This window comes from Paenibacillus taichungensis (assembly GCF_013359905.1).
In the GTDB taxonomy this organism is placed as follows: domain Bacteria; phylum Bacillota; class Bacilli; order Paenibacillales; family Paenibacillaceae; genus Paenibacillus; species Paenibacillus taichungensis.
Genome location: NZ_JABMCC010000115.1, coordinates 431433 through 446929, shown reverse-complemented (window position 1 = coordinate 446929; position 15497 = coordinate 431433). Strand labels below are relative to the sequence as shown.

At 44.7% G+C, this 15497-nt stretch carries 11 protein-coding genes and 1 riboswitch; of the genes, 3 read left to right on the top strand and 8 right to left on the bottom strand.

Features of this window, described 5'->3' with window-relative positions:
* Positions 1 to 145: 145 nt before the first annotated feature.
* From HP548_RS21225 to HP548_RS21200, 6 genes are all read right to left on the bottom strand, one after another.
* On the bottom strand, positions 146 to 1540 hold the full coding sequence (locus HP548_RS21225) for a DEAD/DEAH box helicase (RefSeq protein ID WP_175382752.1): 1395 nt from the start codon (positions 1538 to 1540) through the stop codon (positions 146 to 148).
* Positions 1541 to 1668: 128 nt separating this feature from the next.
* Complete coding sequence (locus HP548_RS21220) at positions 1669 to 1983, bottom strand: DMT family transporter (protein ID WP_113054889.1); 315 nt, start codon at positions 1981 to 1983, stop codon at positions 1669 to 1671.
* Positions 1980 to 2321 (bottom strand): DMT family transporter, encoded by a 342-nt coding sequence (locus tag HP548_RS21215; RefSeq protein ID WP_063565132.1) that lies wholly within the window; start codon positions 2319 to 2321, stop codon positions 1980 to 1982. The genes HP548_RS21220 and HP548_RS21215 overlap by 4 nt, the downstream gene beginning before the upstream one ends.
* A 95-nt stretch (positions 2322 to 2416) precedes the next feature.
* A riboswitch (guanidine-I (ykkC/yxkD leader) is annotated at positions 2417 to 2517 on the bottom strand.
* A gap of 76 nt (positions 2518 to 2593) precedes the next feature.
* Complete coding sequence (locus HP548_RS21210) at positions 2594 to 3571, bottom strand: aldo/keto reductase (protein ID WP_175382751.1); 978 nt, start codon at positions 3569 to 3571, stop codon at positions 2594 to 2596.
* 178 nt (positions 3572 to 3749) lie between these two features.
* Positions 3750 to 4736: an aldo/keto reductase gene (locus tag HP548_RS21205; protein WP_175382750.1), complete on the bottom strand. Its 987-nt coding sequence runs from the start codon at positions 4734 to 4736 to the stop codon at positions 3750 to 3752.
* A gap of 85 nt (positions 4737 to 4821) precedes the next feature.
* Positions 4822 to 5409 (bottom strand): NAD(P)H-binding protein, encoded by a 588-nt coding sequence (locus HP548_RS21200; RefSeq protein WP_175382749.1) that lies wholly within the window; start codon positions 5407 to 5409, stop codon positions 4822 to 4824.
* 244 nt (positions 5410 to 5653) lie between these two features.
* Between HP548_RS21200 and HP548_RS21195 the strand changes: the two genes are divergently transcribed.
* Both HP548_RS21195 and HP548_RS21190 read left to right on the top strand, forming a co-directional pair.
* On the top strand, positions 5654 to 6571 hold the full coding sequence (locus HP548_RS21195) for an AraC family transcriptional regulator (RefSeq protein ID WP_175382748.1): 918 nt from the start codon (positions 5654 to 5656) through the stop codon (positions 6569 to 6571).
* A gap of 182 nt (positions 6572 to 6753) precedes the next feature.
* Positions 6754 to 7212 carry an OsmC family protein gene (locus tag HP548_RS21190; RefSeq protein ID WP_163754719.1) on the top strand — a complete coding sequence of 153 codons (459 nt, stop codon included), beginning with the start codon at positions 6754 to 6756 and terminating at the stop codon, positions 7210 to 7212.
* Positions 7213 to 7325: 113 nt separating this feature from the next.
* Here the strand turns inward: HP548_RS21190 and HP548_RS21185 are convergent, their stop codons facing one another.
* Both HP548_RS21185 and HP548_RS21180 read right to left on the bottom strand, forming a co-directional pair.
* Positions 7326 to 11390, bottom strand: a complete 4065-nt coding sequence (locus tag HP548_RS21185; RefSeq protein ID WP_175382747.1) for an S-layer homology domain-containing protein — start codon at positions 11388 to 11390, stop codon at positions 7326 to 7328.
* A 228-nt stretch (positions 11391 to 11618) separates the two neighbouring features.
* Positions 11619 to 13130: a glycoside hydrolase family 30 protein gene (locus tag HP548_RS21180; protein ID WP_175382746.1), complete on the bottom strand. Its 1512-nt coding sequence runs from the start codon at positions 13128 to 13130 to the stop codon at positions 11619 to 11621.
* 354 nt (positions 13131 to 13484) lie between these two features.
* On the opposite strand from HP548_RS21180, the gene shc reads away from it, so the two are divergent.
* Complete coding sequence (gene shc / locus HP548_RS21175) at positions 13485 to 15380, top strand: squalene--hopene cyclase (protein ID WP_175382745.1); 1896 nt, start codon at positions 13485 to 13487, stop codon at positions 15378 to 15380.
* Positions 15381 to 15497: the final 117 nt, after the last annotated feature.

Here is a 15497-nt window from a genome sequence, read left to right as displayed (position 1 = left end):
CATTTATACAATGGCCTTTGGGCATTTTTTTAACTTCCACTCTATTATTCTATTCTTATTGAAAATGATTATCAATATCGTATCCATTTTGTGATTATAAAAAAAACCTCCTCCACGAAATGGAGAAGGCAATTTACTCGTTATTTTAAAGTGCTTTATTCACTTTGCTGCTCTTTGGTTTACTGTGACTTGTACTATTATGGTTTGGTTTACCGCTATTTGGCTTACTACCGTTTGGTTTACTACCGTTTGGCTTACTGTGATTAGCTTTACCGCTCTTTTTAAACCACTCGGATTTAGGTTTGCGAGCCGGATTCGCTTTTGACTTCGCTGGTTTATCAGCTGCAGATTTATGGGGAGCAGACTTTGATGTTTGATTCGATTTTACAAAAGTAGGCACACTTGTCATCGGATAAGGATGATTTTTCACTTCAGGAATGGTCTTCTTGATTACTTTCTCAATATCCTTCAGGAACGGAAGCTCTTCCTTCTCACAAAAGGAAATGGCCATTCCGCTATGCCCTGCTCTGCCTGTACGGCCAATTCGGTGGACATACGTTTCTGGAATATTAGGAAGGTTGAAGTTGATTACATGTGACAGCTCTTCAACATCAATGCCCCTTGCCGCTATATCCGTCGCCACCAGCACTCGTGTAACTCCGCTTTTGAAATTATTTAGAGCTCTTTGACGCTCATTTTGAGATTTGTTGCCATGAATGGCCTGCGCCGTAATATTCACTTTGGACAAATCGCGAGTTACACGGTCAGCTCCACGCTTGGTACGAGTGAATACCAGTGCCGAAACAATAGATTTATCCTGCAAGATATGATTCAACAGACTCTGTTTTTTGCCATTTTCCAATAAATACACAGACTGTTCAATTCGATCCACTGTGGAGGATACGGGCGTAATTTCTACTTTTACCGGATCAACAAGCAGCGTTTTTACCATTTTTGTAATTTCCGGAGGCATTGTAGCTGAGAAGAACAACGTCTGTTTCTTGCTCGGCATCTTGGCGATAATCCGTTTAACATCATGAATGAAGCCCATATCCAGCATACGGTCTGCTTCATCAAGAACCAGTATTTGCACATGTTTCAGGTCAATACGCTTTTGATTAACCAAGTCAATCAGTCTACCGGGCGTTGCAATAATAATATCTGCACCTTGATTGAGGGCACGCTCCTGGACTTTTTGTGAAACGCCTCCCACGATTGCTGCACAACGAATATCGGTAAAACGGCTATATGCCTTAATATTATCTGAAATCTGAATCGCAAGTTCTCTTGTTGGTGTTAAAATCAATGAGCGAATATGACGTGCGGCTTTGGGTCCATTCGACTTTTCGCTTAATAACTGAATGATAGGCACAGAAAATGCTGCCGTCTTGCCTGTACCTGTTTGCGCACAGCCAAGCAAATCTCTGCCTGCCAATACGGCTGGAATCGCCTGTTCCTGTATAGGTGTAGGGGCAGTATAGTTTGCTTTGTTCAAGCCTTCCAAAATTGCGGGTATAATATTCAAGTCTTTAAATGTCATTAGGTCTCCTTAATTTACGCAACAAATATTCATTTGACGTATATCTCATTTCAAAACGTAACACATAAGGATAACATTAAAAAGCACTTCTGTATATTATATTTTGAAAATCAAGTCCCGAATATCCATTAACTCACCAGTTTCAACCCTACTGCTGATCCAAGCACCATGGCAATAAACAGAATCCTTAATGCATTTCGAGGTTCTCCATAAAATATCATGCCGAGAATAGCTCCCCCGGAAGCGCCGATTCCCGTCCATACAGCGTATGCCGTCCCCATCGGAAGAGTCTTCATCGCCAGCGATAGGAACAGAAAGCTTAGTCCAAATCCCGCGACCAGCAGTATGATAGACATCAGGTTACGATCTTTGTGCAATTTATTAATCATCAGAACCCCAATCATTTCAAAGACACCTGCCAAAATAAGATATACCCAGTTCATGATTCATGTACCTCCTTTGTTTTTCCTTTGCTGAGCATTTTAAGACCGATTACGCCCAATAAAAGAACCCCAATGAGCAGCATTTTCCCAGATTGAATGGCCGCATCAAACAATATAATCTCTGCCAGTACAGTCCCTGCTGTACCCAGTCCAACGAATACCGCATATACAGTCCCTACATCAAGTGAGCGGGAAGCCGCGATCATCAAGGTGAAACTGACAATAATAGCGATCAGTGTAGCCCCCCACTCCAGAAAACCACTGGCATGTTTCAATCCAATGACCCAACCGACTTCAAATAAAGCTGCAATAACGACGGACAACCAGGTTTTGTTCATTTCTACACACTCCTTATCAATTTTTGCTACGTGTATTATTAGTTACATGAAGCCAAAATAAAAAAGCCCAGGAAACAAACTGCATTAAGCAGTTCATCTCCCAGGCTTTTGTCCCTCCGTGACACAACCAATAGGCTGTGAGTTTTCTCTCGGACCAGACCGACATAACTGTCGCGGAACCCTAGAAAACATTTGAATATTTTGATGTGACTCCAATTATACACAATTCTTTTTGATTGGCAACCCTTTTTCGCTACTAGGCTAGAAGGAACTTACATGCCGTATATTTTGTGTGGTACGTAGTATTCCTCCAAGCTTGCAACCTCCTGGGCACCTAGCTTGACGGACAAGGCTGCAACGGCATCCTCCAAGTGATGTTCTTTCGTTGCACCCACAATTGGTGCGGTAACACCTTCTTTTTGCAATACCCATGCCAGTGCAACGGTTGCTCTGGAAACACCTCGTTTGTTCGCAATACCAGCGACAGTCTCCACTATTTTACGATCGGCATCAACCATTCCCGCAGCAAGTCGGTCTCCTGCTTCGTCGTTCGATGAACGGGCTGTCTTCTCATCCCAATCCCGAGTAAGACGCCCTTTGGCAAGAGGACTCCATGGAATTACACCCACTCCCTCTTCACGACAGAGAGGCAGCATTTCCCGCTCTTCTTCCCGGTACATCAGATTCAACAGATTCTGCATGGAGACAAACGGGGTCCAGCCGTTGCGTTCCGCCGTATGCTGAGCCTTCATAAACTGCCAGGCGTACATGGAAGAAGCTCCTATATATCGGACTTTCCCCGCCTTAACGACATCATGAAGGGCCTCCATCGTTTCTTCAATTGGAGTACTGCTGTCCCATCGATGGATCTGATACAGATCCACATAATCGGTGCCTAGGCGCTTCAAGCTGTTATCAATCTCATTCATAATGGCTTTTCTCGACAAACCTGCACCGTTTGGCCCCGGCTTCATGCGGAAGTAAACCTTTGTTGCAATAACAACCTCATCACGACGAGCAAAATCCTTCAATGCACGACCCACGATTTCTTCGCTTGTACCATCCGAATAGACATTGGCTGTATCAAAGAAGTTAATACCCAAGTCCAGCGCTTTTTGGATAAAAGGACGACTCTCTCCCTCATTCAACGACCATGGAGCGATTCCGCGTTCAGGGACTCCATAACTCATGCAACCAAGACATAATCTCGAAACGTCCAGTCCGGTACGACCCAGTTTTACATATTCCATAATCAAACCCTCCTTTATGAAGTTAATTTTATCCAATAACTGAGATACATTTCTTTGAAAATCGGATTTTCTTCCCATTTGATCTGGGACTCCAATCTCTCGATTACAATTTGCTTCACTTGGTTCGATAAGCGTTTACTCAACCTTTCCACCCATCTCTCTGGCATACTAAAATGGATCAAAGACCTGTTCTTCTCTCCAATTCTTCCGTATATCTAGAACCCATCAGGGTGATTTTTGCAGCTGCATCATTAATGCTCTGTACATCTTCGTTTGTAAGTTTAATGTCCGCCGCATCCATATTTTCTTTGAGACGACTTGACTTGCGTGTTCCCGGGATCGGTACAATCCACTGTTTTTGGGCCAGCAGCCAAGCAAGTGCGATCTGTGCAGGGGTGGCTTGGATCTTCTCCGCCTTCTCTTTCAACAGATCAACCAGCATTTGATTGGCCTCGAGCGCCTGTGGCGTAAAGCGTGGCAGAATATTACGCAAATCCCCCTGATCAAACGTTGTTTTCGCATTAAAACTTCCCGTGAGATATCCTTTACCCAAAGGACTAAAAGGGACAAAACCAATACCGAGCTCCTCAAGCGCTGGAATCAGTTCTTCTTCCGGACGTCTCCACCATAAGGAATATTCGCTCTGAACAGCAGCGACCGGCTGAACGGCATGCGCACGTCGAATCGTGTTCACGCCGGCTTCTGACAGCCCCCAATGCTTCACTTTACCTTCTCGAATCAGATCCTGCACGGCTCCGGCAACCTCTTCAATCGGTACATCCGGATCAACACGGTGCTGGTAAAACAAATCAATTGCATCGATCTTAAGTCGTTTAAGAGACTCTTCGGCAACTTTCCTGATCTGCTCAGGACGGCTATTCATCCCGCTCTGTTTGCCACCTTGAATGTCAAATCCGAACTTTGTCGCTATGACAACCTGATCGCGTACAGGGGAAAGTGCTTCGCCGACGAGTTCTTCATTGATATATGGACCATAGACTTCAGCGGTATCAAAGAAAGTTACACCGCGCTCAACAGCTTCCCGTATGACCGCGATCATCTCCGTTTTATCCGAAGCTGGACCATACCCGTAACTCATTCCCATACAGCCAAGCCCAATTGCCGAAACTTCCAAGCCGCTATTTCCCAGTGTCCGTTTTTGCATCATATAACTTCCTTTCTTCATTCAAATGATGTGAATGTGAACTAACGTACATGAATTTATTATCTCCATTTAGGAGTACACTGAATTAATGGGGTTTACTCACACCAAGACTGCGACGTATTTCCAGTTCTGGTGACTCTGCCAGCTTAACCACCAGAGCGGCCACGCTTTTGCAGGATACTTCCCTTCCTTTGAATGGCTCGCCTTTCTGGGTTATTTCATAATCAATCTCGTTTGATCTGGTAAACCACGCTGGCCGTAAGATTGTATAGTCTAGATCTGAAGCTTCAACGATGGAAGCTGCTTTACGATAAGGGTCCAATATACTGCTGTACTTCTGTCCGGGTACTTCATCGTAGATCCCCATGGAACTGATAAAAATCAGACGTTTCACTCCTACAGATTTCATCGTTTCCACGATAGTTCTGGCATACTGTTCCAAGTCACCTGCAAGATTGACATAGACAACATCCACGCCGTTCATGGCATCTTTCAATTTGACTTGATCCATCACGTCACCGTCGATCACACGCGCACGATTCGAATCGATATTTCCAAGCCTGCTGGATTTTCGCAAATAGAGTGTTAGCCTGACATCGGTTTCCTTGAGAAACAAGTCTATCGCTTCACGGGCGATTTGACCGTTTGCACCCAAAACTAATACATGACTCATTCCCATACCTCCTTTTGTTCAGGATATAGTTGCTATTTTTGTAGAGGTACTTCAGCTATGCTGTCTGATTGCCTTATTGCGTCCCCTTGCTTAATTCTGCAAGCCTAATATTATTATGACGAACTGAAGGAGCGAAGCGGTATATCATTTGTCTTAATTGATTGCCTGATTCTCTCAGGCCCACTTTTGTCTAAAGTCGTTAAGTCTTATAATGAAGCAAGAACAACTCGCAAGGAGGATATGTATGTCCGATAACGCATTGCAGCAGAAACAGGAACTCACCGAACTAATCAAACGTCACTCCTTTCATAACAGCTCTAAGGAAACGGCAATCCCTTCCCTGTATGTCTATCAGCATTCCAGCATAAGTGAGCCTGCTTACCGGGTTTACAAGCCTTCCTTTTGTGTGATCGTTCAAGGCTTGAAAGAAATCTTGCTGGCACAGGAAAGATTCGAATACGGACCATCCGATTATCTAATTGCTTCCATGAACCTTCCAGTGATTGGTCAGATTATAAAAGCATCCACTGATACGCCATACTTAAGTCTGAAGCTTGAGTTTACACAGAACCAGATTCTTGAAGTACTGAATGATTGTAATATTAAGGTCACCTCTAAAGAAAACGCCAGACGCGCGCTGTTTGTTGGACAGATGGAGCCCTCCATTCAAGATGCTGTACTTCGATTGATTCGGCTACTGGATACGCCGGGAGAAATCCCGTTCCTTGCCCCACTCTATACGCGAGAAATACTGTATCGGCTTTTGCAGGGACCTTATGGAACTGAACTCGCCCAAATTGCAATGGAAGGCAGCAGCAGCTACCGGATTCGGGAAGCCATTGAGCATATTGTTCGACATTGGGAGCAACCATTTCGAATCGAAGATCTTGCAGAGACAGCCAACATGAGTGTGTCCTCATTCCATCGACATTTCAAAGAAATTACCGCCATGAGCCCACTTCAGTTTCAGAAGCAGCTTAGGCTTCAGGAAGCACGTCGACTCCTCATGGCTGAGTCAGCTGATGCTGCGGATGTAGCCTTCCGGGTTGGTTACGAGAGTGCGTCCCAATTCAGCCGGGAGTACTCCCGTATGTTCGGCGCACCGCCGAGGGCAGATATCAAACGTTTGAAGGAAAAATATGATCATGTTATGAGTGAATAAGTACATCGGCTGAGAAATTGAACTGTTAGAGAAATGGATAGCCAATAAGCTATCCATTTCTTAATTTAAAGAATGAATATCTAAATCTATTCCCATCCTTATATTGACAGCTTGTGATATATGGAACTATAATCCTTACTAAACCAAGTTACATACAATGTTTTATAAAGGAGAGGTATCGGATGGCTAATGTTCAGACTTTCAAAGCTACTGCCCATCTACAAGATGGGGTTAAAGTGATCACCAAAGCAAGACAATTCGAACTGATCATCGATGAGCCAACAAATCTCGGTGGTACGGACACGGGAATGAATCCTGTAGAAGCTTTACTTGCCTCCCTTGGCGCATGTCAATCCATTGTGGCCCGGGTCTATGCTTCCAAATTCGATGTAGTCCTTGATGATTTCAGAGTTGAAGTTGAAGGTGATCTGGATCTTGACGGATTTTTTAACCGATCTGATGTACGTCCCGGTTATTCTGATATTCGATACACCTTCTATATTAAAACCAGCTCATCTGAAGAAAAAGTTGAATCATTTGTACAATTTCTAGAAAGTAAATGTCCTGTGGGTGATACGATTTCCAATCCGGTAAATACCAAACTCAATCGTGTCATTATCGAAAATGGGATATCGTTGTAATAAAACGAATGAACCAGATACAAAAAGGTACAAAGAATACAGAAAGGCTGCTTCCCAACAAGTTAAACTTGCTGGAGAGCAGCCTTTCTGTAATTTTGAATTTATTTTGTGAATTATTTTGTGAATTGAATAGTTCTTTCGATGAGTGTAGTAGCTTCTGCGCGAGTTGTATTCCCTTTTGGTTTCAATGTTCCGTCTGGATAGCCGTTAACGAGCCCATTAGTAATGGCCGCAGCAAGTGCTGAACGTGCCCAACCAGATATTTCAGCGCCATCGGAGAAGTTGATATTACTATCTGAATCTGCGATCTGCGCTGCACGAACGACCATTGTCGCAATTTGCTCGCGGGTCACCAATTCGTCTGGACCAAAGGTGTTATCACTATATCCATTCACAATGCCCAGACCTGCCGCAGTGGAAATTGCGTCTTGCGCCCAATGCGTCGTAGTATCCGCAAATCCTTTGTCAGCAGAGCCTTGCAGATGTAAAGCCTTAATGATAAGAGTAACAAATTCGGCTCTGGTAATTTTTTTATCCGGTCTGAAGCTGTTGTCCGGGTAACCCTGGATAACACCAAGTTCAACCAAATCCATAATACTGCCGGAAGCCCAATGTCCTACGAGATCCGTGAACTTCTTGGTTCCTTCTGGAGTTGGCGTTACGGTCTTATCGGATACCAGAACAGCAAACTTGGTAAAATGATGAATGGTTCCCGATACCGTTCCATTCATTTGATCCACTTTCAAATTATCGAGTAAAACCCACTTTTGGGCTTGCTCGTTGAACCAATACAATCCCACTATTGATTTGTCAAAGTCCACCTTGTTCTTGTCGAATGGCAAGGTAACAGTTACCGGTTTGCTGAAATTCCCGCTCTTGTTTGCAGTAATCTCATAGACATCCCCGAGCAGTTTCAATGTGGAATCGGTGAACAGATTCGCCGTTTGGCTTACTTTATTTACGGAAATGACGATGCTGCTATCCGTCGCTCCAGCTGGCACATTGATTTTGACCCCGCCCAGGCTCAACAATCCACCATTCACAGTAATCGTTCCACTGTTGGCAGTAGTACCCGTTTGATCCCCATTCGTTCCTCCAGTTGAAGTTGAAGGATTTGAAGGATTCGAAGGCGTTGGTGAAACGGAGGTGGATTCTCCGGCTCTGACGACAGTTATACTGTAAGTCTTGCTTGATCCATTACGTGCTTGCACCGTAATTGGAATTACATTTTTTCCAACAGACAAACCGAAAGATTGATTTATTCCGTTTACATAAGGTTCACCTTTGGCAAACAAGGTAGCCTGGCTATCCGTAGCCTTTGCCTTAATGCTGATGGAGTCTGTTGCTTGTTCAACATTCAGAGTATACGCCGTGATTGTAGGATTGAATGCTGGAGTTAAAGAGCCTTGATCAACAGATAAATCATCCAATGTGGAAACGTCAATCAGCTTCCCGGTTCGCATATCTTCCTTTACAAGCGCAAAATCCGCTGCGACCTGGTGGGAGTAATCCTCCGCTGCATTAAGAATAAAGTTCTGCAAATCATCCCAGATGGGTACGATATTCGATACAAAACGTTCCTCAAAACGATAGTTCAACTCATCGGATACCTTGTCCAAGCGCGAGCTTGCATAAGCGTAAGCCTTGGCCGCATCGACCAAATACTGCTCCAGCTCTTCCTTGTTCTTGAATGGCTTATCTGTGTAATCCCCTTTAAAAGGTGATACTTCCTTAATCAGATACGAGCGATTCATTGCTTCAAGTACACCCAGATAAGAATCGGGATCGACTGAAGTTTTAAGATAAGCATCTTTCGATACATTGGCGTCCCGAGTCTGCTCTTTCACGTCGAGCAGAATATCATCCGTATTGGCCTCACTTGCTCCTTCGATTAACACATTGTAGCGTTCAACCCCAATGCTGCCAATTCCCTGATGAATACGGCGTACAATATCCTTTATCTTAAAATAGGCATCGAATTCATCATCACTCAGGTTCGGGTAATTGCTTCTGACTTGTAATTTGTATGCTTCCCAAGCGGCTTGCAGGGAAGATTTCTCTGCATCTGTCGCGGATTCAAACTTATCGGAGTTGCCGGCAATGTTTAATTTTCCATCAAGTGCCCGCTTGCCGAGCAATTTTTGCAATGCCTCCTCATAAGACACTTTGGAGACTTTGTCCATGACCTCTTTCGTATAAGCCGTTACATTGCTTTTGGTCAACTTGGTGTTTTTAGGGTTTATCTCGCTATTAATCTCTATCAGAGTATCCTTATAGGTATTTAGAAAGGTACGAGATACATCCCGGAAATCGGCGTCCTGCAGAGTGGTAATCGCAGAGCTGTCTTTTTCGTATTTGACTACATAAATACTTGTAACAAAGCGAATCAGGTCGTCATAAAAGCTGCCGATGCCGGAAGAATCCACATCGTTTAAGCTGAACACCATTTGATTAGTACTATCGTTAAAAGTCCCCACATTCTGAATATGGGCGTCGCCTTGCGTGTAAGTAAGGACGTCCTTCTCATTCCAGCCTGGAATGACCAAACTCGGAGAAGGAATAATACCCGCTGCCAGATCAGCCTTGAATAAGGAATGTGTACCACGCAGGAATGTATATTCATTCGCTCCCATGGCGTCACTTCCATATTTATATTCTTTGGTGGCAGGGTCATTAAAACCTGTATTGTCCGCTATGATGCTGTCTTCAACGACACGTTTGCGATTCTCATCAGCAAGAAGCGGTTGACTGTACCGAAGCAGCGGGACGCTGATCACTTCCGAAGCCAGCCAGTCCGGATCCTGCACAGCATTAGCCATTAACGTCACATTCAGCATGACGGAGTTCATGACAGCAGAATTGGATGTACCCGAAATGGATAGCGTAATTGTACGATCACTGCTTCGGCCCTCAGCCTTGATGCTCCAGTCTCCCTCAGGAAGGCCCGTCACAGTGTAAGCATTCGAGTCCAATACCCCATCCACGGGAACGCCGGCACTAAGATTGAGTTGGATCGTGGTATTCAAGTCCTTCGCACTGCTCATACGAATGTTGGACGATGAGGAGTCCAATGTTGCTACAATCTTATTGGATGGCGTGAATTGAGCCAAAGTTACGGTATTGCTTCCTTGATGCACAGTTGAGGATGAGACTGGTCTGTGTGCTTGATCCCACGCACCAGGATGAATCTCAAATGTCAGAATGCTGTCTGAAGCTACATTCCCAGTACCGTCTCCAGATATGGTCACTTCGATCTGATCACCGTTCGCATTGGCTTCAGCAGTGAATCCTGCCGGGAGGCCTAGTACACTGAAGTCATCGGATGACCATGGTCCCTGCTTAACCAAGCCTCCAAATGCATTTAACGTAATCTTGTTATGTACAGGATCTACGCTCGAAGCCGATTGCATCTCTAACCTTTGATTACTTTCCAGAATGACATAGGCGGAAGTTGTGCTTGAATTGCGAGCCTTCGCCCCTTTTACCTTCTCAAAGTCATTTCCGTTATTCCGAGTGTCCCAGTTGTTTCCACGATTCGGAAACGCAGCTGCAGTCGTGCTATTCTCTGGATTCAGCGGATCATATACCAAACGCTGCATGGTGCTCTGCTTGCCCGCTTCCGGCGCCGGACTTCCCCAATAAGCGTCAGCACTATATCCAACAAAATCAATTACATGTTCCTGTAAAACATCTGCCGTTGGATCATTAGCAGTCAACAGTTGTGTCGTATTTAACAAAACCAGCTTTCCGCTGTTGTTGCCTAATTTGAATGAAGCTTCAGTCGCATCTGGCTGTGGAAGCTGCTCCCCGACATTACCATTGCTGCCAAGCGCAATCAGATAATAACCAAATGCCGGAATCTGGGCAGTCGTTGTACCTAGCTGAGCTGCTTTCCAATTTTTTTTTTGGGTATCCGCAAATTGTATGGACCAGTCGTTCAGCCAAACAGGTTCTGCTGTCGGATTATATAGTTCTACAAAGTCGTTGCCGTACACGTCGAGTACGTCGTCTTTCTTGCCTCCATAAAAATGGCTGATCACCACGTTTTTTGCTAAATTGCTGGTATTAAGGTTTTCTGATGCAGCAGCCTGTCCGATTCCTGCAAATGTCCAGAATGATTGGATTACCATTACTGCCACAAGAATCGTCGCTACCCAGCGTTGATTGATGTCTTTCAAGTTGTCTAACCCCTCTCCCATATAAAAGCTCAGGCTAGTATATCAACCCAATGTAAGAGGACAGTTAAACTAAAAAATCATAATATTAAAATTGTAAAATCCTTGAATACGTAAAAACCACAACAAATGTATACCGTGGATGATCTTTAAATAAAAGCAAATAAAAGAGCCGCGACTGATCGCGGCCCCTAGTTTGCTGGGAGCAGGAATATGAATTCTTGCTACCCCTTAAGAAACATTTCCATTCCATTTATACGTCATAGCGGACTTGCCTGGAATAGTGACAACGAAGCTTTGGCTGCCCCATTGGATCTTCACATTTTTCGACGAACTGGAAGAGTTGTAGGCAACTACCACTTTGGAACCGTCCGGATTGCGGAAAGCCACATTTTTGACTTCAGATCCGGTGTTGCTGTCAATGCGATATGCATTGGGTACTACAAATTTACTAAAGTGACCCAATAAATAATATTGTTTGTGATATGTCACATTATTCTCAGGAGCATCATTACGGTTGTCCGAGTTGCGGATTGTAATCATGCCTTTGTTCGTGTTGTTCGGTGAAAGCAATGCTGGACCGTCTTTTTGATCCAGGGCAGCATTCCAGAGAATGATTGATTTGGACCAGTTTCTCGTAATATTAATGAACTCGTTCATCATATTATCGAAACCTGAAGACGTACCATTCTGCGGATCATTCCAGTTGCCGAAACCACCTTCTGTGAACCAGATTTCCTTGTCCGGGTGACTGTTATGCATGGAGGTCATTGTTGATCCGTCCCCACTGTCATAATGGTGGAATGCGCTGCCGGATACGTAGCTACCCTTGCCTGCGTTCTTCAGATTCGTAATGACTTGGTTCGGGAAGTTCCAGTCCAGAAAGTTATGGTCGAATGCAATAATCTTGGTGTTGATTCCGGCATTGCGGAGTGTTGGTCCAAGATAATCGCCGATAAAGCCTGTCTGATCCTGTGCATTCATCCCCATCGAAGGATAATGGGATGGCTCGTACATTGGCTCGTTTTGCAACGTAACAGCATAGATGGGTACACCTTCAGCCTGGTAGGCTTCAATGTATTTTTTGAAATAGTTCGCATATGTTCCGTAATGTTCTGCTTTCAGTTTGCCGCCATTCAGATTGTTGGAATATTTCATCCAGGCAGGCGCACTCCATGGGGAACCCATTACTTTGATATTAGGATTCTTAGCGATTGCCGCTTTGACCATGGGCAGTATGTAAGCCTTGTCCCGGTCGATCGTAAATTGGTTGAGTGAAGTATCATTTGGCGTATCGGCATAAGTGTAGGCGGCCCAGGCAAAATCAGAACTTCCGATCGGCTGTCTCAATAAACTAAGCCCAATACCTGTGGTGCCAAACAACCTCTCCATCACTTCCGCGCGCTTACTGTTATCTAGCTTGTAGTTCATGAGCCATGCGGAAGCATCCGTTAACGACACTCCAAAACCATCCATTTGCTGATACGTTTTGTTCTCATTTACCGTAATGGTAACATCGGCATTGCCTGAGTTGCTGCTGAAGTTTTTGGATGCAATCTTGGTGAGTCTCGCATCTGTTCTAAGTCCCACTGCAGGTTCGGAATTGGGGTCTGAAGTTGAAATCCATACCTCCACCTGTTCACCCGCGGCATGCGCAGTCTTGGGCATATATGAACCATATGAACCTACCGTTACCAGGAAAGTGGACAGCAACACTAACGCACTCTTTTTCCATATCTTCATCAACATATCTCCTTTGATTTATTATAATTTGGACTGCCAAATATTGAATACTACAAAATGAAATCGATTTCATTTTCAAAAGCATAAAGTCTGTTTTTCAGTTATTGCATGTCGTAGTACTTACACCTCCTTTTTGAAGGGTATCGGAGAAAGATATAGATCAAAATCTTGTAAGCGTTAACAAAGATATTTATACACTTTATTGGAAAAAATTTCAACACTAAATTTTATTTTTTTATTTAAAATTGTAGAAAACCCTGAAATGGACTGGATTCTACGGTCATTCTGCTCCTCATTTCCCCCAGTCTGCCATCATATAATACATAAATGACGTACTCTGGAGGTATCCGCGAAATGAGCCATGTACTGAACACAATTGATGATGAAATAAGTCGGATGACGACTTCCTTGCTTCAACAGCAGCGACAAGACGGTTCCTGGCATTTCTGTTTTGAGAACGGGACGGTAATTGATGCTTATGTCATCATTCTCTTTCGGATATTGGAAGTCCCAAATGAAGTGCTGATCCGGGAGTTACATGACCGTATCCTTAACGAACAGCAACACGATGGATGCTGGAGATTGTACGCCGATGAAGAGGGTGGAAATTTATCCGCATCAGTTGAAGCCTACTACGCCCTGCTATACTCCGGGTACAGACAGAGTACGGACGAGCCAATCCAGCGGGCCAAACAGTATATTCAGTCCAAAGGAGGTATCGGGAAAGTTACCAGCATTTTGACCAAAGCGATACTTGCCGCTACTGGACAAATGAAATGGCCTTTATCCATCTCTATGATCCCCCTGGAGATACTGATGTTCCCTACCTATTTTCCCATCAACTATTTTGAATTTTCCGGATATTCCAGAGTTCACCTCACTCCCATGCTCATTATGGCAGACTTACGTTTCGCTCTTACAGCCCCCCATGCCCCCGATCTGTCTGATCTGACCGACTTACGAAATGTGGAAAATGAGCCAACTGTTCAGGGATATCAGGAAATGCAGGACGACATTCTAAGCGGGAGAAGCCGACTGCTCGGTAACCCACGCCACATCCACGACACTGCACGAATGAAGGCGGAACAGTTCATGATAGAGCGGGTTGAATCTGATGGCACATTATACAGCTACGCCAGTAGTACAATTCTCATGATCTTTGCCCTATTGGCCCTAAAATACGATAAGCAGCACCCTCTGATTACAAAAGCCATAACCGGACTCACGGCAATGCAGTGCCGTTCTTCAGGAGGTAAAACAACGATTCAAAACTCCCCATCTGCCGTATGGGATACGGCATTAATCACCTACGTATTGCAGGAGGCTTCTGTCACCGATGACCATAAGTCTATTCAGCTCGCGGCCTCCTATTTGCTCTCCCGTCAGCAAGATAAAACAGCCGACTGGAGCATCCATAATCCGAATACAGCCCCTGGAGGATGGGGATTTTCGGAGTCGAATACAATCAATCCAGACGTGGATGATACAACAGCAGCTTTACGGGCTATCCGAAGCTTGTCCACTACTCTTCCAACGTTTCAGGAATCCTGGAATCGCGGACTGAATTGGGTTCTGTCCATGCAAAATAAAGATGGCGGCTGGCCGGCATTCGAAAAAAATACAAACAAGGAGATGCTCACCTGGCTTGCCATCGACGGTGCCAAATCTGCGGCTACAGACCCTTCCGAAGCTGACCTGACGGGACGTACCTTGGAGTACCTCGGTAACTTTGCCGGGCTTGACACCAAGCATGAATGGATCAATCGTGGAACGAAATGGCTCATTCGAAACCAGGAGAAAGATGGCTCATGGTACGGAAGATGGGGCGTATGTTATATCTATGGTACCTGGGCAGCATTAACCGGTCTTACGGCAGTTGGGCTACCTGCAAGCCATGATACCGTGCAAAAAGGAGCCAAATGGCTCTTAAGCATCCAGAACTCTGACGGTGGCTGGGGAGAATCCTGCCAGAGTGACCGACTCCTGCACTATGTGCCATTAGGGGAAAGCACCCCTTCTCAGACCGCTTGGGCACTTGACGCACTAATTGCAGTCCAACCCAAACCCACACCCGAAATAAATAAAGGCATTCTAAGGCTTATTGCATCAATACATGAGAACGATTGGAGAACCACTTATCCAACAGGAGCTGGTCTGCCCGGGAATTTTTATTCCCATTATCACAGCTATACATATATTTGGCCTCTTGTCACATTAAGTCACTACAGAAGCAAATATGGGGCATGTTAAAAACTTACTTGCGCGGCTATTTTTCGATATTTCAGATCCGGATCAATGTTCACCCGTACCTACTCCTGCTTCACACAAAAAAGCAGGAAGCTCGTTGAGCTCCCTGCTTTTGTTTGA